The sequence below is a fragment of the Vibrio navarrensis genome, assembly GCF_000764325.1.
Taxonomy (GTDB): Bacteria; Pseudomonadota; Gammaproteobacteria; order Enterobacterales; family Vibrionaceae; genus Vibrio; species Vibrio navarrensis.
This window is the reverse complement of sequence record NZ_JMCG01000001.1, coordinates 1,159,723-1,179,090: the sequence shown is the minus strand read 5'-3', so window position 1 is coordinate 1,179,090 and position 19,368 is coordinate 1,159,723. Positions and strand designations below refer to the sequence as shown.

Below are 19,368 nucleotides of genomic sequence, written 5' to 3'. Positions count from 1 at the left end.
GCTTAGCTATCCTTCTTGGTTGCTGGCTGAGCGTTGTTGGCACTACCAAGCTCTTTGACTAGCACGCCATCGCGCATATTGACGATGCCCTGCACCACGATTTTGTCACCGATATTCACGCCCGATTCGATGACGACTTGGTTTTCAACCCGAGCGCCAAGCAGCACCTCAGTACGACGCGCTTTGTTATTTTCATCAATCACGTAGACGTAACGTTTTGTGCCGGAGTACTCCAATGCCTGCACTGGAATAATTGGCGCTTCGATGGCAGGGAAAGCTAAGGCCGTATTGAGCAACATGCCCGGCTTAAGCTTGTTCTCTGGATTGGCAAATTGGATACGAACGCGCAGGTTGAGCGTCTCTGCATTGATGCGTGAATCGATGCCGACGATCTTTCCTTGGAATATCTCATTTTTCCATGCATTAGAGCTGGCCGTTACTGCCATTCCCAGCGAAATCTGTGACAGGTAACGTTCTGGAATATGTAGGTCGAGCTGCATCAGCGAAAGATCATCTAATGTCAACAACTCCGTTCCAGCGCTGACCAGCTTTCCGCGACTGAAATTGATAAAACCGACAGTGCCCGCAAACGGCGCCGAGATATGCAAGTCATTCAAACTCGCCTTTGCTGCTGCCAAGCGAGCTTCGGCAATCTCAACACTCGCTTTTTGCGCGTCTATCTCAGTTTGGGTGATGGCATTGCGTTTTACCAAACGCTCGTACTCTTTCAGTTTACGCTGCTCATCCTTCAAATAAGCATTGGCTTCTGTTTGCGCCGCCAGTGCCTTGTCATCTTCCAACTTAATCAATAACTGCCCTTGGCGTACGTTTTGGTTCGCTTTGACCTGAATCGACTCCACTTTTCCGGAGACTTCAGAGGCGATCACCACCGACTGTACTGCCTCAAGCTTACCAACCAAAGAGAGTGACTGGTTTATCTGGTGAGTTTGAACCTGTTCTGCAACCACCGTCACTGCGGTTGGCCCTTTAGGTGCAGCGCTTGCCAGCGACGAGTGTCCTGACAACGTGAGCACCAACATAGAAATTAGAATGCGCTTATTCATAGTCCATCAATCAAAGAATGTAGGTTGGAGAGTTTTGCTCAATTCATCTGAATACATTTTATTTGGCGAGAAACGCCAAGCAGAGCAAAAGTATTTGAGTTTGTTAGTTTATCAGCTCAAAACTCAGGTAACGTCAAGTTGTGTAAATTATCGCAAACCTTGTACGCACGATAGCGACCATTCAGATCAAATGGCGACTTAACACTCAAAATGAATACTTTCTGGCAACTTTGTCCAAAAAGGAAGCATTCAAACCAAAAACGCCAGAAAAAGGCTTTACAGTCACAAATGGTTTGTTATGATGCGCTCCGCACTTGAGCGATGCGTTGGGAAAACGTCGCTTAAGCTTTTCAGTTAGTGAAAAGAAAAACACCCTGGAGGGGTTCCCGAGTGGCCAAAGGGAGCAGACTGTAAATCTGCCGGCTCCGCCTTCGATGGTTCGAATCCGTCCCCCTCCACCATATTTCTTCTTGTGATTTTGTCATGAGAAAGCACTTGGAAAGTCGTGTTGGGAAAACACTTTCTAAGTATAAAAATACTCGGAGGGGTTCCCGAGTGGCCAAAGGGAGCAGACTGTAAATCTGCCGGCTCCGCCTTCGATGGTTCGAATCCGTCCCCCTCCACCATATTTTTTCTTGTGATCTTGTCATAAGAAAGCACTTGGAAAGCCGTGTTGGGAAAACACTTTCTAAGTATAAAAATCCCCTGGAGGGGTTCCCGAGTGGCCAAAGGGAGCAGACTGTAAATCTGCCGGCTCCGCCTTCGATGGTTCGAATCCGTCCCCCTCCACCATATTTTTTCTTGTGATCTTGTCATAAGAAAGCACTTGGAAAGCCGTGTTGGGAAAACACTTTCTAAGTATAAAAACCCTCTGGAGGGGTTCCCGAGTGGCCAAAGGGAGCAGACTGTAAATCTGCCGGCTCCGCCTTCGATGGTTCGAATCCGTCCCCCTCCACCATACACAGAAAGCCAGCTCATTGAGCTGGCTTTTTTGTTTTGCTTCTAGGCTTGATAGGCAAATAACATTAGCGCAATAAAAATCCCGCTCACCAATGTGAGCGGGATTTTATTAAGACTAAATTGGAGTGGGTTGTTTTATCCCTGAATACCGACAATCAGCCAAGGCGCGTTGTCTTGGGTGAGATCACGCTCTAAGTGCCAAATGTCCTCGATATCTTCTTCAATGCCTTCAACCGCATCACGATAGCGACCGCTGAACTGCAAGCTCAACTGCGCTTTAGTGGCGTCGTACTCGGCGCGAACGATCTGTGCATCAACGTACATCACTTCCGTATGCTGCTCTCCACCGAGCTTTTCACGCTCTGCTTTCAGATCGGCAAACAGTGTTGGTGAGACATACTCTTCAATCGTATCCAGTTGATTGTGGTTCCACGCACCTTGCAGCGTTCGATAGTGCTCACGCGCACCATTGACAAATACGACTTGGTCAAACCCTGGTGGGTAGTTGTGCGGCACATCAGATTGGTTGGCAAAACCAAAACTGCCATTGGATGAAGAACCCGCAGTTTGTTCAAAATTATGTACATTGGCTTGCTCAAACTTAGGCGCTTGACCACCAAATGCAGGCTGTTGACGATGCTGATTCATACTGCCCTGCTTGGCGGCAAGCAAGCTACGCATCAGTTTAAAGATGATAAAGGCAATCAGGCCGATAATCAGGATATCCATAAATTGGATCCCTTCAAACGCACCACCGAAGAAAGCCGCCAGCAAGCCACCTGCTAACAATCCCCCTAGGATTCCGCCCATAAGACCTTTCTTCGAACCCTGTTTCGCACCCTGATCTTTGCCGATGGTGTTGGTATCCTGCTGCTGTTGTTTTGGTGCTGGCGCGGTTTTGTAGCTCTTACCGAGCGATTTACCGCCACCAAACTTTTTCGCTTCTGCAATCGGCATTACCGCGACAGAGACGATGAGCAGGGCAACAATCGATAATAAACGTTTCATCTTTATCCTTTTGTTATCTGATTGAAACAAATTCCAACCCTCGGGAAGGCCAAGTATTGGCACACTAGCAAGAGAATTGGTCACTTGGAATCATACAAGTATCTTAGTTGCTTTTAAATGCTGGCGATAATTGGACTTGTATCAGAATATTGCTATAGAGAAGGATTTACACCGTGATGAATTATTGACGGGTATATCAGACACGTCTAAAATATTGAACATTGTTCAATTTGTAGTAGCAGAAAATGGCCCGTAGAAACGATCACACCAGAGAAGAACTGGTTGCCTTAACCCTTCAAACCGTAAAAGATTTCCTCAGCGAAAATTCCTATCACGAACTCAGTTTGCGCAAATTGGCAAACATGATTGGTTATGTGCCCAGTACTTTGGTTAATGTTTTTGGTAACTACAATTTGCTCTTGCTCCATGCCATTGCTCAGACCTTGGATGAACTGTCTAACGAAGCCATGACCGCCATGCAAAATTCGCCAGACAGTAAGCAAGCGCTGTTTAATCTCGCCTACTGCTACCATGATTTCGCCCAGCGTAACCCCTACCGTTGGCAACTGATTTTCGAACACAACATGAACGGCGCTGAGCTGCCAGAGTGGCAAGCGAAGCGAATTGATCACATGACAGGCATGCTGGAATCTTTACTCATCCAGATAAGCCCTGAGCATAGCCCTTCTGAAGTTTTGCAAGCCAGCCGAGTGCTTTGGTCCGGCGTGCATGGCATTACACTCTTGAGCGTCGACGACAAGTTTTTCTCAGCCGAACCGGTAGATGGCAAACAGCTGATTAACAACCTATTGTCTAATTATCTTGCCAACTGGTAACCACAAGGCTTAATCATGTCCCGCAATCGACAACCTTCGCTGTTAACGCAACGAAAGTTTTTGCCTTATTTTGTCACACAATTCTTCGGCGCTTTTAACGACAATATTTTTAAGAATGTTTTGTTGCTGTTTGTTGCCTTTGCGGGCACAGGCGCGCTGCCAGTTTCAAGCAATCTATTTATCAATTTAGCGGCAGGACTTTTTATTCTGCCCTTTTTCCTATTTTCTGCCTCCGCCGGTGTTTTGGCCGATAAATACGAAAAGTCGTGGTTTATCCGCAAAGTTAAATTATTTGAAATTGTCATCATGCTGCTTGGCGCAATTGGCTTTATTACCGAAAGCTACGGCGTTTTGCTGCTTTTACTTTTTTTGATGGGCACCCAATCGGCGTTTTTTGGGCCAGTCAAATACGCCTTATTGCCGCAACAGTTAACAACGAAAGAGCTGTTGCCGGGTAATGCGCTGGTTGAAGCGGGTACCTTTATCGCTATTTTGCTTGGTACGCTTGGCGCAGGGATCATCGCTTCTGCTGAACAGGCAAAATACATCGCTGCGCTGAGTGTGGTGATTTTCGCTCTGTTTGGCTACCTTTCGAGTCGCGCGATTCCGATGGCAGCGGCCAGCGCGCCCAATATTAAGTTTCGCTGGCAACCTTATCGCCAGACCAAGCACACGCTCTCTATCAGCAAAGCGGATCCGGTCATTTTTAAGGCCACTCTGGCGATCAGTTGGTTCTGGTTTTTGGGCGCTGCCTATCTGACTCAGTTTCCTAATTTTACCCAGCACTACCTCAATGGCAGCGAGAGCGCAGTCTCATTTCTTTTGGCACTCTTTTCCGTCGGCATTGCGCTCGGCTCTCTGTTGTGTAACACACTTTCCAAACAGCGTATCGATGTGGGCATTGTGTCAATTGGAGCTGTCGGCATGACCATTTTCGGTTACCAAATGGCCACCGCCATTCCAGATGGCTTACCTCAGTTCCAAACTTTCGCTGAATTCATTGGCTTTGAATCACTTTGGCCTCTGTTTTTTCATCTGTTGATGATTGGCGCTTGTGGCGGACTGTTTATTGTGCCGTTGTACGCACTGATGCAACATCGCGCTAAAGAGAACGAGCGGGCGCAGGTGATCGCCGGGCTGAACATCATCAACTCCTTGTTTATGGTCGCCAGCGCCATTCTCGGTATTATTTGCCTGAGTGTGATTGAGATGAGTATTCCGTCGCTGTTTGCTCTGCTCGCGTTACTCAACTTACTCGTGGCGGCATACCTGTTCTTGTCTGCACCTATGTTTGTCGTCCGTTTTTTGGTTTGGCTGCTGACCCACACTCTCTATCGCGTTAAACACAAGAATCTGCACCACTTGCCCGAACAAGGCGGAATGCTCATCGTGTGCAACCACGTCAGCTATATGGACGCGTTACTGCTCAGTGCAGTCTGCCCGAGATTGATCCGGTTTGTGATGGAAGAAGAGTACGCCTCTTTGCCGCTCTTGAATCGCTTTTTGCGCACCGCGGGGGTGATCCCCATTTCTGCGTCTAACCGCAGTTCGATACGCCGAGCCTTTAATGACGTAGAACAAGCGTTGAGCGAAGGCCATATTGTGTGCATCTTCCCTGAAGGACGGTTAACCCCTGATGGAGATATCCAGCCCTTTATGCGCGGTATTGACATCATCTTACGCCGCAGCCCGGTTCCTGTGCTACCAATGGCAATCAAAGGGTTGTGGGGCAGCTTTTTCAGTCGTGCTCGAGGCAGGGCGTGTAAGGGTCTGCCACAGCGTTTTTGGTCTCGCTTGGAGATAGAAGCTGGCGCACCTGTACCACCCAGTGAAGCCTCAGCGTCACTGATGCAGGAGAAAGTGCAGGCACTGCGCGGTGATTGGAAATAACCGCAAGCGTTCAGTTTATATGAACGCTTGTTCAATTCATTAAGACTTGCTGATCGTGGTGTTACGCTATACTGTCGCCCCGATCCTTGATTGCGCTGATTCTCTTGAAAACAAACTTGCTTGTCTTTGGCCTTGCACTACTTAGCTGCCTTACGCCATTTGTCTCCTCGCCGATGGCACTGGTGATCGGCTTTCTCTTAGCGACAACTGGTTTAGTGCCCTCTCATCTACCGATCTCGACTTACACCAAAAAGCTCCTCGCTTACTCGATAGTTGGCCTTGGTTTTGGCATTCATTTCGAGCAGGCATTGGCCGTCACTGCCGATGGTATCGGGTTAATTGTTGCCACCATTTTTGGCACACTGAGCTTAGGTTGGTTAATAGCCAAGATGATCAGACTAGAAAGCACTACCGCTTATCTGATCTCGGCAGGTACGGCGATTTGCGGTGGCAGCGCTATTGCCGCCGTGGCACCTGCGATGAAAGCAAAAGACGATCAGATCGCGCTCGCCCTAGCGACCGTCTTTGTGCTCAACTCTCTGGCGCTGTTTCTGTTTCCGGTGATTGGTCACGCGCTGGATTTAGATCAACAGACGTTTGGCACTTGGACGGCGATTGCCATTCACGACACTTCTTCCGTTGTTGGTGCCGCTTCGGCTTATGGAGAGCAAGCACTCACCACGGCAACAACGTTAAAATTGGCAAGAGCGCTCTGGATAGTACCGATCGCACTTCTCAGCGCTTGGCTGTTTCAGCGCAAAGGCGACAACAAAACCAAGCGGGTTGTTATCCCCTATTTTATCTTGTGGTACTGCGTGGCAATTGGCATCAGCGATACCCTGCCGCAATTTGACTGGATCTATCAAGGTATCTTTGCTGTAGCGAAGCAGGCATTGGTTGTATGTCTGTTTTTGATTGGGTGCAGCATTTCGGTGGAAAAACTCAAAAGCGCGGGCGCAAAACCGCTGCTGTTCGGTATCGGTTTGTGGCTGGTGATATCGAGCACATCACTCGGTTGGCTGCTGCTCCGTTAGCTCTCCGTCGATTGAGTGATGCCATTACTGCCAAGCGTTTGCTGGCGATGCAGCACAAACAACGCCGACAAAATAAGAAAGGCCGTTAATTCCGCTAGCGAGCGATAGAGCCCTTCGCTACTGAGCGCGACGCCGATTTGCAACAGTACGACACCGAATAGAATTCGCTTAGCCATAACCTTATACCTTTATCATCTTCAAAACCTAGATGATTATGATTCACAGTTATAACTAAGCGAAATTCCCTTTGCGACTAAATCATTCCTAAATTGACTAATTCGCCAAATGGCCCTCTGCGAGCGTTTGTGCCAGCCACTGTTTGATCTCATGACGTGCTGGTTTAATCGCGCCACTTTGTAGTGAGTCGGGCAATAGATAGTAGGCGACTGGCCACTTGAATTTTTCCAGTTTCCCCATTAAATGCGCATCGTAGATGGGTTTGGCGAAGAGTGCCGTGGATTGCAACACCGCGACAGGGCGATGACCAAACTCGTCGTCGACAATCGGCACTACGATCGCGGCTGCGATCTCAGCGTGCTGACACAACGCACTTTCAATCTCTTCGCAATGAATGTTTTCTCCGCCGGAGATAAACAAGTTGTCCGCTCGGCCAACGATCCGCAGCTCCTCATCCTGCCATTCACCAAGATCTTTGCTGTCAAACCAGCCTTGCTCATCGGTAAGAGGCGTTAATGCACCTTGATAGTAGTAGCCTTGCGCCAAGGTTTGTCCGGCAATATAAATCCGTCCTTCAACCAATTTCACTTGGCGATTTTTCAGCACATGCCCAGCATTGCTCATACCATCGATTGCCTTGGCCGTAACGGTTGAAGCCGCTTCAGTCATGCCATAGCCGAGCCAAGTTTCAATCCCTTGCTGCTGCGCTCGGGTTGCAAGCGAATGCTCAACATGGCTGCCCCCCAGAAGGACATGCGTGAGCGATAGACTGGTATCGGTATCCAGCAAGCGCTTGAGCTGCGTTGCGACCAGAGAAGCGTGCGTGACCGACAAAATGTCGTCGGCAAGTCTGCCTTGGCCGATTTTCAGCGTCGCGCCCGCCAGCAACCAACGATAAACAATGGCGACGCCAGCAACATGGTAAAGCGGCAGAGAAAGCAGCCAGCAATCTTGCGAGGTAAAGGAAAACTCTTGCAGTAAACCCTGTGCAGAAGCAAAGTGCTGCGCATGGGTGTGCGCTACCGCTTTGGCCGCGCCAGTTGAACCCGAGGTAAAAAGCACGCTTGCCAAGCGAGAAGAATGATACGCCATCGGCTCTGTGTCTGATGCAGCCATGTGCAGCAGTTGCGGATGAAAACGTGGCAGCTGAGCCCAATCTTGCTGAACGTCGACCTCTGGGCAATCGCCCAAAGCGGTGCAATAGATAAAACGGCGCTGCTCAGGGCGGTAAAGCGCGTTAAGTTTTGCTGTCAGCACCTTCGCTGGAGCGGGCATAACAAACGCCACCAAAGCGCCTAACTGCTGCGCGGCTAAACAGAGCAAGACACTTTCCGCACGATTTTTGCCAATCAGCGTCACCACCTCATCGCTTGTAACGCCCTGCTCTGCTAAGAATCCGGCGTAGCTATCGACCACTTGCGCTAATTGCTGCCAAGTAAGCGAGCAAGCAGGCAGCTTCAGCGCCTGCGAAAAAGGGGTCGTTTGCGCCCAATGGCGCCACATCGGCAGTGCCGCAGGCACTGTATCCTTGTTCATGACTGCCAAACCAAGTTCTGCTCAGCAAGAGGCATCACTGGCAGCTCACAACCCGGCCACGCTACGTGCAACTGCGCTTTAAACAGGCCAATGGTATCTAATCCCGGAGTGACATTCGGCAGTTTCCAGTGGGACAGACGTGCCAACTGGCTCAGGCCTAAGCTCGATTCCAGGCTTGAACTGATAACCGTTTTAATACCAAGTGCCTGAGCACGCTCGATCAAACCGATACAGCGTTGCACAGAGCCAATCAAGGTCGGCTTGATGACGATCGCTTTCACGCCGGTTAAATCCTCCAGACGAAAATCGTCTCGTTTCACCGCCTCTTGCAAGGTTTCATCCCACGCAATGGCGATACCAGTGTTAATGGCAAACGACAAACTGTCGCCCGGCTTTTGACACGGCTCTTCAATGAAAACGATGCGCTGACGCAGAGAGGGGGTGATGTACTGGGCAAATTTGTTGGCTTTTCCCGGCGTCCATGCACGATTGGCGTCCAGACGCAGCGTGAGATCTGGGATGCTTTCCAAAAACAGATTGACCAACATGCCGTCACGGATCGGCTCATACAAACCGACTTTGACTTTTGCTACCTTGTCTCCCGGCATGGCACTCAAAATAGGCAGCAGTTCGTCAGGATCGCCAGTACACAAAGGTGCGGCAAGGTAATTTCCCTCGACAGGAAAGGCTCCCGAGAGCTCCAACAGCGCCATCGACAGGCCAAACGCAACCGATGGATACAAAGCATCAAACTCTAACGCTTGCCCGGCTAGCCAAAGTTCAAGCTGGGCTTGCGCCTGCAGGCCAGCCTCTTCGACCGACTCGAGACTGAAACCGGGTAAAGGGGCGATTTCACCGTAGCCTCGTTGCCCATTCAGGTTTAGCTCAACAACATAGCCGACTCGCTCTGTCAGCTTTTCATCTCTTAAAATCACGCCGCTGTCCATCGGCAGCGTATAACGAAAAAGTTTGGCTGATTTCATGATTATTCCTTGATCTCTTAACGCCAATTGCTCTTTGTTGCACAACAAAGAGCAGAAAAGTGCGGCCACAACGCAACCAGTCACTGCGCTGCGGCCGATAGTTCTCAGCGATTAAGGATTGCGCGGGAACTTATTGAAATCAGGTCGACGTTTCTCGTTGAAAGCGTTACGTCCTTCCTGACCTTCATCGGTCATGTAGAACATCATGGTGGCGTTACCCGCTAACTCTTGAAGCCCCGCTTGGCCATCACAATCGGCGTTGAGGGCCGCTTTCAGACAGCGCAGAGCCATCGGGCTATGTTGCAGCACTTCGCGGCACCAGCGCACCGTCTCTTTTTCCAATTCTTCAACAGGGACAACAGTGTTCACTAGCCCCATATCCAACGCTTCTTGCGCGTTATAGAAACGGCACAAGAACCAAATCTCACGCGCTTTTTTCTGACCGACGATGCGCGCCATGTAGGAAGCGCCCCACCCTCCGTCAAATGAGCCGACTTTAGGGCCAGTTTGGCCAAATTGCGCGTTGTCAGCCGCGATGGTTAAGTCACACATCATATGAAGCACGTGACCACCACCGACCGCCCAACCTGCGACAGAGGCGATAACGGGTTTCGGACAAGTGCGAATATCACGTTGGAAATCAAGCACATTTAGGTGGTGAACACCGGAGTCATCTTTATAGCCGCCGTAATCGCCGCGAATCTTTTGGTCACCGCCAGAACAGAACGCGTCTTCACCTAGACCGGTCAAAATAATCACACCGACGTTAGAGTCATAGCGAGCATCTGCAAGCGCTTGGATCATCTCTTTAACGGTTTGCGGGCGAAATGCATTACGCACTTGGGGACGCGCGATGGTGATTTTAGCAATGCCATCTTCCGACTTGTGATAGTGAATATCTTCATAGCCTGCGCTGCAGTCGTTCCAACTGACTGGGGCGTAGAGTTCTTCTTCGGTGATGCCTACGGTTTTAGCCATGGTGATTCCCATTGTTTTCGTTGTGGTTATCGTTGATAAACCGATTGAATAAATGCGCGGACCGTTTTCGCGAACGCCATAGGCTGTTCCTGATGAACGTTGTGGCCCGCCTGACTGATTGGCGTACAAGGCAAACCGCTTTGCAACGCCAATGTGCTAAATTTTGTGTCTTTTGCACCGCATACATAATGCACTGGCAGCGAAAGAGCCTGAATATCGGCTAGCAAGTTCGCTTGCTTGCCAAGAGAAGTCGATAACAGCATATCTGCTACGGCAGCGCCAAGATTAGCACTACGTTTTGTTATCAGAGTTTGTCTTTGCTCATGGTTTAGTGAGGAAAATACCGGCTGTTGATACCAATCGGACAATACCTGCTCAATGGGTTCGTGGCGAAAGCGATTTGCCCAGCGAGTATCCGCTCGTAGCCGCTCTTCTCGCTCTGAGACACAAGCAAGGCCAAAATGGCCGCCTTCCAAAATGACCCCTTGCAGATTCAGTTGGGCAAACAGGCCACTCACCAGACTTTGCATCACAATGCGTGCGCCAAGCGAATAGCCGAGCAGAATCAGTGGCGTGCCGGGATTAATCACCGATTGCACTTGCTGCGCGACAAACTCACCGCATGCAAGGGCATCTTGGCAGCGCACCGCTTGGTGAACGCCATGGCCCGGCAAGTCGATAGCGATGTGCTCAAACTCAGTGAGGCAAGCTTGCAGCGCTGCCCAATCGGCGCTGCTACCAAGTAAGCCGTGTAAATAGACCAAGGTGGGCGCGGTCACACTAGAGCTCGGCAACGGCACGGCAAAGAGCCTTAACATCGTTGCTGGCTTCAAGTGGCGCGGTTTTCACTTCCACCAGCAAGGTGCCTTGGCCAGAGGCCAAATGCTGCTCAATCATTTGCCCGCATTGCGTCAAGTTTTGTGGCTGCGCATAGGCCAAAGCAAACTGACGCGCAGCGAACTCAAAACCAAAGCCGTGTGGCATTTGATACAAACTTTGCCTTTGCTGCGCAGGGACAGGCAAGAGATCAAAAATCGCGCCGCCATCATTATTAACCACCACCAGCACCGCCGGAAGTGGGTTGTGGGCAAACAGCGCTAAAGAGTTGAGATCATACAGCGCAGAAGTGTCACCCAAAATCATCAGAAGCGGCTGTTGCTGCGTGCGCTGCACACCCGCTGCGGTAGCAAATAGGCCATCAATACCCGACGCGCCGCGATTGGTAAACACAGCCCGGCCATCTAACCGAGCCACCATATCCGCTAAGCGCACAAATAAACTGTTGCCCAGAAAAAGCGTTGCACTCGTTGCCCATTGCCCAAGTTGGCAGGCAAGAGAGAGCTCACTGATTGGCTGCTTGGCAATTTTTTCGGCGACCCATTGGCTTTGCTGCGAGTACCATTTCAGCTCGTCTGCCCAGCCCGCATGCGGCGAGTGGCAGTGCCATTCACTCAGTGCTTGGCACTGCCACTGCTGCGCGCTGGCGACAAAGTGTCGCTGCGGAAGATGTGCTGGGTTATTTCGCTCCAACTGAGGAGAGATATACCAATAGGTGCATTGACTCGAAATCTGCGTTGGTAGCCACTGATTCCAGCGCTTTGACACCAGACGGCTGCCAAACTGAACCACCAACTCCGCCTGTGCAAGTTGCGCCGAGGCTTTCGGGTTTTGTAGCCAGATATCATACCCTGACCACTCAGAGGTTACGCCACTTTGCACATCACACAGCACTGGCCAGCCAAGCTGCTTGGCGAAGGCCAACGCCGCTTGCGCATCCGCCAGAGGCAAACTGCCAATCACCACCAGCCCTTTTTTCTGCCACCACGCCTCGCCAATGGGCAAGGTGTTGTGCAGATGAAGTGATTGCGCGCTATAAACTTGCTCACTGCGCAACCAAGAGGCAATCGGTGCGAGATACTCGGCGTAGAGCGCTTTTTCGCCATCGGAATAAAGTGGTTCGGGGAAAGGACAATTGATGTGCACCGCGTGCCCGGCGACTGCTTGTCGGTGCATGACTTGATCAACCGAAGTCAGCAGCCAGGGCAGACCAATCGAGGTGTTAGGGCTGGGCAAATCCAGCTCGGCGCAAACATGAGAAGCGAAAATGCCCACTTGGCGAATCGCTTGGTTGGCGCCGCAATCCACCAGCTCAACAGGCCGATCGGCCGTAAGCAGCACCAATTTCTCGCTGGTTAGGCCCGCTTCTGCCACCGCTGGCAACAAATTGGCGACGGCGGTTCCCGAAGTGACGATGATAGCCACTGGCCTACCACTGGCTTTGGCTAAACCGAGAGCCAAGTAGCCCAATCCACGTTCATCAAAATGAGTGTGCAAATGAAGCTTCGGGTTAGCGTCGGCTTCTAAGGTCAGCGGCGTCGAGCGAGAGCCCGGAGCCACGCACACCTGTTGCACACCAAAACGGCACAGTTCTTCCAGCAGAACTTGGCACCAAACTCGATTTAATAGCGCTTGGTCGTGTTTCATGAGGCAACACCCAGCGGTGGGTACTCTGCGATGAGTGATAATAAGGTGGACATTTTCTTGTCCAACTCGGCCCATTCGTGCTTAGCAATCGAACCGGGGACGATGCCTGCGCCCGCAAACAGTTGTAACTCGTCATCGACGAGCAATGCGCTGCGGATAGCGACACAAAACTCCGCTTTATCATGGCTCAAATAGCCGACCGAACCGGCATACCAGCCGCGAGAAAATGGCTCATTGTCGAGAATAAACTGCATCGATGCCTGACGAGGCAATCCAGCCACCGCCGCCGTCGGTTGCAGCGCCGAGAGAAGCTGCACGCCATTGATCCCTTCTTTAAGGTGGGCATGAATATCACGTTTCAAATGCTGCACTTTGCGCAAACGCACTAAACGCGGCTCCGCTTCCACTTGCACCGTCTCGGCATGTGGCGTCAAACGCTCGACAATGTCATCCACCACATATTGGTTTTCGTTGAGGTTTTTAGCATCTTGCGCCAGCCAATTGGCCAGTTCGAGATCGTGCGTGGCATTAACGCCGCGGCCAATCGTCCCAGCTAACGCTTCGGTATGCAGTTCTCTATCGTGTCTGAGATAGAGCCGTTCTGGCGTTGAGCCAATGAAACTGTGTTTTCTATCTAGACTTAACATGAAATGAAAACTGTGATGATTGTGCTGAGCACTGGCTTTAAGCAACTGCGAGGCGCACAATGGCGTATCAAGCTGCACGCTGGTTTTACGCGCCAGCACCACTTTCTTAAAAGCATTTTGCTCAATGCCGTGCAGCACCTTATCTACCAAACTCTGCCACTGATCCTGACTTGGCAAATGATCGATGTGGCCAATGTGCGCAGCCAGCGGCGCCAGTAGTGGAACGTCGCACACCAGCTTGCGTAAACTTGCCAGTAAGCGGGAACGCTCAGCGCCCAAATTGACCGCAAGGGAAAGCTTGCCATCTTGTTGAAGTAGTTCGATCTGCGGCAAAAAGAAAAATGAGGACATACAGCGACGATTTTTCTCACTCAGTCCATCAAATGAACGCCCTCCCCACACCCGCTGCCCCGGAGCCAAAATTGCGTAAGCAGGTGCTGGCTCGGTAAACGTATGCAGTTGGCCAAGCGCCACCACCTGTTCGCGGCCATCACGAGAATGCCAATAGAATTTAGGGAAAATAGGCTGCGCTTCAAGCCAATCAATTAAGGTGAATTTCAGCGCGGTGTCGATGGGCTCAATCAGACGGCTCTCGTCCTCTCCAGCATTTTTGACTCGTTCAATCAGTTGGCCAATGGCTTGATGAAAATACGACAAATCGACCTCGAACATTAGAGGATAAAGAAATACTGTCGCTACTCTATTGATAGACCCTGATCAAATCAAGGTTGTAGGACATCTTTTACCAGATCCTGTGATAACAGGCGCTCATTCGTTAGCGCTCTTTCAAACACAGAAAGTGCGTATTACAGAAACTTTAGGGTTAATTGCACTTTGCTGTAGATTTTTATCCTAAAGAATGTCAAGTTAGTGTGCTTTAATAAAGAAATTATCGATTTTTCAGGAATTATACAATGCAAAATATCGGGATGTCGTCAAAACTTGATAATGTCTGCTATGACATCAGGGGTCCGGTACTCAAACATGCTAAACGCATGGAAGAAGAAGGGCATAAAATCCTTAAACTCAATATCGGAAACCCCGCCCCGTTTGGCTTTGACGCCCCTGATGAAATTCTGGTCGATGTGATTCGTAATCTGCCAACCTCTCAGGGCTACTGCGATTCCAAAGGTATCTACTCCGCCCGTAAAGCGGTTGTACAGCATTATCAGCGCAAGGGAATTCGCTCGCTTGATGTCGAAGATGTCTACGTGGGTAACGGTGTGTCTGAACTGATTGTAATGGCGATGCAAGCGCTGCTGAACAACGGTGATGAAATGTTAGTGCCAGCGCCAGACTATCCATTGTGGACGGCGGCCGTGTCGCTTTCTGGCGGCAAAGCGGTGCACTATTTGTGTGACGAAGAGTCGGATTGGTATCCTGATCTCGAAGACATGAAAAAGAAAATCACGCCTAAGACGCGCGGTATCGTGCTGATCAACCCCAATAACCCGACAGGGGCGGTTTACAGCCGAGATTTTCTACTGCAAATGATCGAAATTGCTCGCCAACACAAGTTGATGATTTTTGCCGATGAAATCTATGACAAAGTGCTGTACGACGGCGCCGTGCACACCTCGGTTGCAACGCTGACTGACGATGTGCTGGTGATGACGTTTAACGGTCTGTCGAAAGCCTATCGTGTGTGCGGTTTCCGTGGCGGTTGGATGTTCCTCACCGGACCAAAGCATTTGGCTCAAGGTTACATCAATGGGTTGGACATGCTGGCGTCGATGCGCTTATGTGCCAACGTACCCATGCAGCACGCCATCCAGACTGCGCTCGGGGGGTATCAGAGCATCAATGAGCTCATTTTACCGGGCGGACGTTTGCTGGAACAGCGTGATCGCGCGTGGGAACTGATCAATCAAATTCCCGGTGTGTCGTGTGTTAAACCGAAAGGCGCGATGTATCTCTTCCCGAAAATCGACGTGAAAAAGTACAACATCACCGACGATCAGAAGATGGTATTCGACTTCCTAGTGCAAGAAAAAGTGCTGTTGGTGCAAGGAACTGGGTTTAACTGGCCCAAACCCGATCACTTTCGCATCGTGACTTTGCCGCACATTGAAGATCTCGAAACCGCGATCGGCCGTTTCGAACGTTTCTTACACACTTATCGACAGTAGTAATTAGTGTAAAACTTTCATATGCTTAAAGGTGTTCCCTCTGGAACACCTTTTTGTTTGCTGTCGATGAGGTCTGTGATGAAAGAAAGCCATTTTTTTGCCCATCTCGCCAGAATGAAATTGATCCAACGCTGGCCGCTCATGCGCTCTGTCTCCACCGAGAACGTCTCGGAGCATAGCCTGCAAGTGGCGTTTGTCGCTCACGCTTTAGCGCTGATTAAAAACAAGAAATTCGCTGGCAATGTCAACCCAGAACGAGTTGCTCTGATGGCGATGTACCACGACACCAGCGAAGTATTGACTGGGGATTTGCCAACGCCAGTGAAGTACTACAATCCTGACATTGCCAAAGAGTATAAAAAGATCGAAGCAGCGGCGGAAAAAAAGCTCCTGTCGATGCTGCCTGAAGAGTTTCAGGACGATTTTCGTCCTTTCCTACTCTCAGAAGAAGCACCGCAAGACGAAGCCAACATTGTAAAGCAAGCCGACTCGATCTGCGCCTACCTAAAATGTTTAGAAGAGCTCAGTGCTGGCAATCACGAATTTGCCTTGGCTAAGAAACGACTAGACATCACTTTAGCCGAGCGTGAAACGCCGGAAATGGTCTATTTCCTGCAGACCTTTGCCCCCAGTTTCGAGTTATCGCTCGACGAAATCAGTTAATTCCCAAGCGGAGCAAGACAGTGCAAGTAACCCTTAGCCCACAATGGCTGGAACGCCATGATGATGAACATAAGATCCGCAGAGACGATCACCGCAGCCCCTATCAACGTGACCGGGCGCGAATACTGCACTCGGCCGCTTTTCGTCGCCTGCAAGCCAAAACCCAAGTGCATGGCAACAGTCTGGAAGATTTTCACCGCACTCGCCTCACCCATTCGCTAGAAGCAGCGCAACTGGGTAGCGGCATTGTCGCGCAAATTAAGAAGAAACAAGCGGAGTTTCGCGATCTGCTGCCAACTGAAAGCTTGATCGACTCACTTTGCCTTGCTCATGATATCGGCCATCCACCCTATGGGCATGGCGGTGAAATCGCGCTGAACTACATGATGCGCAACCACGGGGGCTTTGAGGGCAACGCGCAGACCTTTCGCATTGTGACCCAACTGGAGCCGTATACCGAACATTTCGGCATGAATTTATCACGCCGCACTCTATTGGGTTTGATCAAATACCCCGCTCTTATCAGTCAAACTCAAGCGCTCGTGCAACCTAAAGCGGTTTCCCACCAGAGACAGCTCAAAGCCAGTGACTGGATGCCCGCGAAAGGCATTTATGACTGTGACCGAGCGCTGTTTGAATGGGTGTTGGCGCCACTTAACACCCATGACCAGCAGTTGCTTGGCCAAATGCGCATCGCGCCAGAAAATCCTTGTGCTCATCGTAAAACGCGCTTCAAATCTCTCGACTGTTCGATCATGGAGCTGGCCGATGATATCGCCTACGGTGTGCACGACCTCGAAGATGCTATTGTGCTGGGTTTGGTCAATCGCGGGCAATGGCAAGAAGGCACGGCCAGTAAACTGGCGGATTGTGGTGATGCTTGGTTTGAACAACATCTTAGTTCGATTGGTGACATGCTGTTTAGCGGTAAACACCATCAAAGAAAAGATGCCATCGGCGGCATGGTCAATGCGCTACTAACCAGCATCAGTGTCCAGCGCGTAAACGCTGATTTTGCCAGCGAACTGCTGGCGTACAACGCCTTTCTTGAGCCGGGAATGGACCAAGCACTGACCATACTCAAAAACTTCGTCAGCCACTACGTCATTCAGATCCCACAGGTGCAGATTGTCGAATATAAGGGCCAACAGATCATCATGGACCTCTTTGAAGCCTTTAACGCTGATCCCAAACGCTTACTGCCGATTACAACCCGGCAGCTTTGGCAAGCAGCGCAAGAGGAAAGTGCTCAGATGCGGGTGATCGCCGACTACATCTCCTTGATGACCGACGGCCATGCACAGCGTTTACACCAGCAGCTCTTCTCTTCACACCATTAACGTTTACGATAGTTTTGCTCAAACACCCCAGGCGGCATTTGCGCAATTTGAAACTCAATCATATTGTGAAATGCCGTCAGTAATGGCGTGAAGTCGCGCTGTGGCTCAAGCAGAGACAAAAGATGATAGCCCGCTTCCAGCGTCGACAAACTGTTTTCACTCGGCGCTTTACGAATCACGTAATTGCCAACCAGATTGTCTGGCAGCTTGACGCAAGGCAATGCATGCAAGTTGCTCGATAACTGCCACATTTTAAACGCTTTCTTCCAGGTTCCGTCCAGTAAAATCACCCTGAGTTTGCCCGTTGCGGCGTTTTTCTGCGTAAGGTCACTGAGTGGATACGCCTTGTCACTGGGATAAAGCAGCCAGTGTTGGTAACCTTCTTCACAAAGCAGATGGTTCAGCTCTTGATGGTGTGTGAAGTCCTCTCCGATAAAGCTGCGGCTATTGGCGAGAGAGAGCGAGAGAATTCTCGCGCTGCCCAATGGACGATGTTCTTCACTCGGATGTTGAAGAATGATAAGTTCGGTATCTGCTGGCAGTGCACGAATCCACTGACACAGACAGGCTTTTTTCGCTTTACCACATCGGGAACAATAACGGGACATAGAGTGAACCTTTTTATCTTTCTTTCAATTATCAGTGCCGTGTGCCTTGCGCTGCAATATCCCGCGTTGAGTGAGCTCGCTGAGTGGAATAAATTGGCCATCGAGCAAGGGCAATGGTGGCGAATCCTAACAGGAAATTTCACTCATACCAACTTTGCCCATTTGGCGATGAATCTCGCGGGGTTGTGGGTCATCTGTTATCTGTTCAAACCGCGTTGGGCAAGCGTCGCTTGGTTACTTGGCTTGGTTAGTCTGCTGGTCGGTGTGGCAAACCTCTCGACCTCTATGTCGAGCTATGTCGGTATTTCGGGCACTTTGCACGGACTGTTTGCTTACTATGCCTTGACAGAGTATCTGCATGGTCGAAAGAGCAGTGGGCTATTGGTTGTCGGAGTGATAGGAAAAGTGTGGTGGGAACATAGCTTTGGCGCGTCAATTTCGACCAGCGAGCTGATTGCTGCGCGAGTGGCGATTGAAGCCCACCTGTTTGGTATGCTTTCTGGCTTGGCTTTCGCCCTGATATGTCTGGTTATCGATAAAAAAAGGCCGGTGTAACACCAGCCTTGTCAGAGATGGAACCGTAGCGAGCCAATACTACTCCAACTTGATCCGCTCTTGATTCTTCGCCACCGTTGACGGGCCAATGCCTTTAACACGCGCTAAATCTTCCGCCGACTGAAAGGGACCATTCGCTTCGCGATCTGCAACAATCTGCTGCGCTTTCTTAATCCCAATGCCTTTCAGCAACGCGGCGATTTCCTCCGCACTAGCGCTATTGATGTTGACGGTGATCTCAATCCCTTCATGCTTGTCGACTTTCGCTGGTGCCTCGTTAGCGTTCGCCGTAAAGGAAAACAAGCAACTCAAAACAAGCGCGATAGATACCAGTATCCGTTTCATAAACCTCTCCTTTGATTGTGTATTGCTTGTTTATACAAACGCCAACAAAGGAAAGAAACGCGGTTGGATAAAAAATAAAACGGGTCACTTTCGCAACCCGTTTTAAGTAACATGTCAATTACACCACAACT

The 19,368-nt window shown here is 50.3% G+C and carries 18 protein-coding genes and 4 tRNA genes; 11 read left to right on the top strand and 11 right to left on the bottom strand.

The genetic code is table 11. The features are described 5' to 3' along the window. Positions 1 to 2: 2 nt before the first annotated feature. Positions 3 to 1,064, bottom strand: a complete 1,062-nt coding sequence (locus EA26_RS05395) for an efflux RND transporter periplasmic adaptor subunit (RefSeq protein WP_039425022.1) — start codon at positions 1,062 to 1,064, stop codon at positions 3 to 5. A 376-nt stretch (positions 1,065 to 1,440) separates the two neighbouring features. Between EA26_RS05395 and EA26_RS05390 the strand changes: the two genes are divergently transcribed. From EA26_RS05390 to EA26_RS05375, 4 genes are all read left to right on the top strand, one after another. Beyond that, positions 1,441 to 1,525, top strand: a tRNA-Tyr gene (locus tag EA26_RS05390). Between the two features lie 80 nt (positions 1,526 to 1,605). Next, a tRNA-Tyr gene (locus EA26_RS05385) sits at positions 1,606 to 1,690 on the top strand. An 81-nt stretch (positions 1,691 to 1,771) separates the two neighbouring features. Further along, positions 1,772 to 1,856, top strand: a tRNA-Tyr gene (locus EA26_RS05380). A gap of 81 nt (positions 1,857 to 1,937) precedes the next feature. Beyond that, positions 1,938 to 2,022 (top strand) — tRNA-Tyr (locus EA26_RS05375). 137 nt (positions 2,023 to 2,159) lie between these two features. On the opposite strand, the gene EA26_RS05370 is transcribed toward EA26_RS05375, so the two are convergent. Continuing rightward, on the bottom strand, positions 2,160 to 3,032 hold the full coding sequence (locus EA26_RS05370) for a Tim44 domain-containing protein (RefSeq protein ID WP_039425019.1): 873 nt from the start codon (positions 3,030 to 3,032) through the stop codon (positions 2,160 to 2,162). A gap of 245 nt (positions 3,033 to 3,277) precedes the next feature. Here EA26_RS05370 and EA26_RS05365 point away from each other — a divergent pair, with 245 nt between their 5' ends. The 3 genes from EA26_RS05365 (at position 3,278) to EA26_RS05355 (ending at position 6,792) form a co-directional block, all read left to right on the top strand. Then, the gene (locus tag EA26_RS05365) at positions 3,278 to 3,868 is read left to right on the top strand and encodes a TetR/AcrR family transcriptional regulator (RefSeq protein ID WP_039425017.1); all 591 of its coding nucleotides are present in this window, start codon (positions 3,278 to 3,280) and stop codon (positions 3,866 to 3,868) included. 15 nt (positions 3,869 to 3,883) lie between these two features. Continuing rightward, the gene (locus tag EA26_RS05360) at positions 3,884 to 5,758 is read left to right on the top strand and encodes an MFS transporter (RefSeq protein WP_039425015.1); all 1,875 of its coding nucleotides are present in this window, start codon (positions 3,884 to 3,886) and stop codon (positions 5,756 to 5,758) included. 104 nt (positions 5,759 to 5,862) lie between these two features. Then, positions 5,863 to 6,792: a YeiH family protein gene (locus EA26_RS05355; protein ID WP_039428788.1), complete on the top strand. Its 930-nt coding sequence runs from the start codon at positions 5,863 to 5,865 to the stop codon at positions 6,790 to 6,792. On the opposite strand, the gene EA26_RS05350 is transcribed toward EA26_RS05355, so the two are convergent. The 7 genes from EA26_RS05350 to EA26_RS05320 form a co-directional block, all read right to left on the bottom strand. Next, entirely contained in the window at positions 6,789 to 6,968 is a 180-nt protein-coding gene (locus tag EA26_RS05350; protein ID WP_039425011.1) for a hypothetical protein, read from the bottom strand. The genes EA26_RS05355 and EA26_RS05350 overlap by 4 nt on opposite strands. 97 nt (positions 6,969 to 7,065) lie before the next feature. Then, positions 7,066 to 8,505 carry an o-succinylbenzoate--CoA ligase gene (menE, locus tag EA26_RS05345; protein WP_039425008.1) on the bottom strand — a complete coding sequence of 480 codons (1,440 nt, stop codon included), beginning with the start codon at positions 8,503 to 8,505 and terminating at the stop codon, positions 7,066 to 7,068. Beyond that, entirely contained in the window at positions 8,502 to 9,488 is a 987-nt protein-coding gene (gene menC / locus EA26_RS05340) for an o-succinylbenzoate synthase (RefSeq protein ID WP_039425005.1), read from the bottom strand. The genes menE and menC overlap by 4 nt, the downstream gene beginning before the upstream one ends. Positions 9,489 to 9,599: 111 nt before the next feature. Next, positions 9,600 to 10,466 (bottom strand): 1,4-dihydroxy-2-naphthoyl-CoA synthase, encoded by an 867-nt coding sequence (gene menB, locus EA26_RS05335; RefSeq protein ID WP_039428787.1) that lies wholly within the window; start codon positions 10,464 to 10,466, stop codon positions 9,600 to 9,602. 26 nt (positions 10,467 to 10,492) lie between these two features. Next, positions 10,493 to 11,284, bottom strand: coding sequence for a 2-succinyl-6-hydroxy-2,4-cyclohexadiene-1-carboxylate synthase (gene menH, locus EA26_RS05330; protein WP_052079622.1), 792 nt, complete (start codon positions 11,282 to 11,284; stop codon positions 10,493 to 10,495). Next, entirely contained in the window at positions 11,247 to 12,950 is a 1,704-nt protein-coding gene (gene menD, locus EA26_RS05325; protein WP_039425002.1) for a 2-succinyl-5-enolpyruvyl-6-hydroxy-3-cyclohexene-1-carboxylic-acid synthase, read from the bottom strand. The genes menH and menD overlap by 38 nt, the downstream gene beginning before the upstream one ends. After that, a complete protein-coding gene (locus EA26_RS05320; RefSeq protein WP_039425001.1) occupies positions 12,947 to 14,269 on the bottom strand; it encodes an isochorismate synthase in 1,323 nt (440 codons plus the stop codon). Before EA26_RS05320 ends, menD begins: the two co-directional genes overlap by 4 nt. Positions 14,270 to 14,511: 242 nt before the next feature. Here EA26_RS05320 and EA26_RS05315 point away from each other — a divergent pair, with 242 nt between their 5' ends. The 3 genes from EA26_RS05315 (at position 14,512) to EA26_RS05305 (ending at position 17,729) form a co-directional block, all read left to right on the top strand. After that, a complete protein-coding gene (locus tag EA26_RS05315) occupies positions 14,512 to 15,726 on the top strand; it encodes a pyridoxal phosphate-dependent aminotransferase (RefSeq protein ID WP_039424998.1) in 1,215 nt (404 codons plus the stop codon). 78 nt (positions 15,727 to 15,804) lie between these two features. Continuing rightward, positions 15,805 to 16,389 (top strand): 5'-deoxynucleotidase, encoded by a 585-nt coding sequence (yfbR, locus tag EA26_RS05310; protein WP_039424995.1) that lies wholly within the window; start codon positions 15,805 to 15,807, stop codon positions 16,387 to 16,389. A gap of 20 nt (positions 16,390 to 16,409) precedes the next feature. After that, positions 16,410 to 17,729: an anti-phage deoxyguanosine triphosphatase gene (locus EA26_RS05305; RefSeq protein ID WP_052079185.1), complete on the top strand. Its 1,320-nt coding sequence runs from the start codon at positions 16,410 to 16,412 to the stop codon at positions 17,727 to 17,729. Here EA26_RS05305 and EA26_RS05300 read toward each other — a convergent pair. Continuing rightward, on the bottom strand, positions 17,726 to 18,337 hold the full coding sequence (locus EA26_RS05300) for a tRNA-uridine aminocarboxypropyltransferase (protein ID WP_039424991.1): 612 nt from the start codon (positions 18,335 to 18,337) through the stop codon (positions 17,726 to 17,728). The genes EA26_RS05305 and EA26_RS05300 overlap by 4 nt on opposite strands. Positions 18,338 to 18,340: 3 nt before the next feature. Between EA26_RS05300 and rrtA the strand changes: the two genes are divergently transcribed. Then, entirely contained in the window at positions 18,341 to 18,892 is a 552-nt protein-coding gene (gene rrtA, locus EA26_RS05295) for a rhombosortase (RefSeq protein ID WP_039424987.1), read from the top strand. A 39-nt stretch (positions 18,893 to 18,931) separates the two neighbouring features. On the opposite strand, the gene EA26_RS05290 is transcribed toward rrtA, so the two are convergent. Continuing rightward, entirely contained in the window at positions 18,932 to 19,237 is a 306-nt protein-coding gene (locus tag EA26_RS05290) for a ComEA family DNA-binding protein (RefSeq protein ID WP_039424984.1), read from the bottom strand. Positions 19,238 to 19,368: the final 131 nt, after the last annotated feature.

What these genes read in the sequence shown, in the direction of transcription:
- EA26_RS05395 (WP_039425022.1), bottom strand. Translation starts at nt 1,064, where the DNA reads ATGAATAAGCGCATTCTAATTTCTATGTTGGTGCTCACGTTGTCAGGA.
- EA26_RS05370 (WP_039425019.1), bottom strand. Translation starts at nt 3,032, where the DNA reads ATGAAACGTTTATTATCGATTGTTGCCCTGCTCATCGTCTCTGTCGCG.
- EA26_RS05365 (WP_039425017.1), top strand. Translation starts at nt 3,278, where the DNA reads ATGGCCCGTAGAAACGATCACACCAGAGAAGAACTGGTTGCCTTAACC.
- EA26_RS05360 (WP_039425015.1), top strand. Translation starts at nt 3,884, where the DNA reads ATGTCCCGCAATCGACAACCTTCGCTGTTAACGCAACGAAAGTTTTTG.
- EA26_RS05350 (WP_039425011.1), bottom strand. Translation starts at nt 6,968, where the DNA reads ATGGCTAAGCGAATTCTATTCGGTGTCGTACTGTTGCAAATCGGCGTC.
- menE (WP_039425008.1), bottom strand. Translation starts at nt 8,505, where the DNA reads ATGAACAAGGATACAGTGCCTGCGGCACTGCCGATGTGGCGCCATTGG.
- menC (WP_039425005.1), bottom strand. Translation starts at nt 9,488, where the DNA reads ATGAAATCAGCCAAACTTTTTCGTTATACGCTGCCGATGGACAGCGGC.
- menB (WP_039428787.1), bottom strand. Translation starts at nt 10,466, where the DNA reads ATGGCTAAAACCGTAGGCATCACCGAAGAAGAACTCTACGCCCCAGTC.
- menH (WP_052079622.1), bottom strand. Translation starts at nt 11,284, where the DNA reads ATGTTAAGGCTCTTTGCCGTGCCGTTGCCGAGCTCTAGTGTGACCGCG.
- menD (WP_039425002.1), bottom strand. Translation starts at nt 12,950, where the DNA reads ATGAAACACGACCAAGCGCTATTAAATCGAGTTTGGTGCCAAGTTCTG.
- EA26_RS05320 (WP_039425001.1), bottom strand. Translation starts at nt 14,269, where the DNA reads ATGTTCGAGGTCGATTTGTCGTATTTTCATCAAGCCATTGGCCAACTG.
- EA26_RS05315 (WP_039424998.1), top strand. Translation starts at nt 14,512, where the DNA reads ATGCAAAATATCGGGATGTCGTCAAAACTTGATAATGTCTGCTATGAC.
- yfbR (WP_039424995.1), top strand. Translation starts at nt 15,805, where the DNA reads ATGAAAGAAAGCCATTTTTTTGCCCATCTCGCCAGAATGAAATTGATC.
- EA26_RS05300 (WP_039424991.1), bottom strand. Translation starts at nt 18,337, where the DNA reads ATGTCCCGTTATTGTTCCCGATGTGGTAAAGCGAAAAAAGCCTGTCTG.
- EA26_RS05290 (WP_039424984.1), bottom strand. Translation starts at nt 19,237, where the DNA reads ATGAAACGGATACTGGTATCTATCGCGCTTGTTTTGAGTTGCTTGTTT.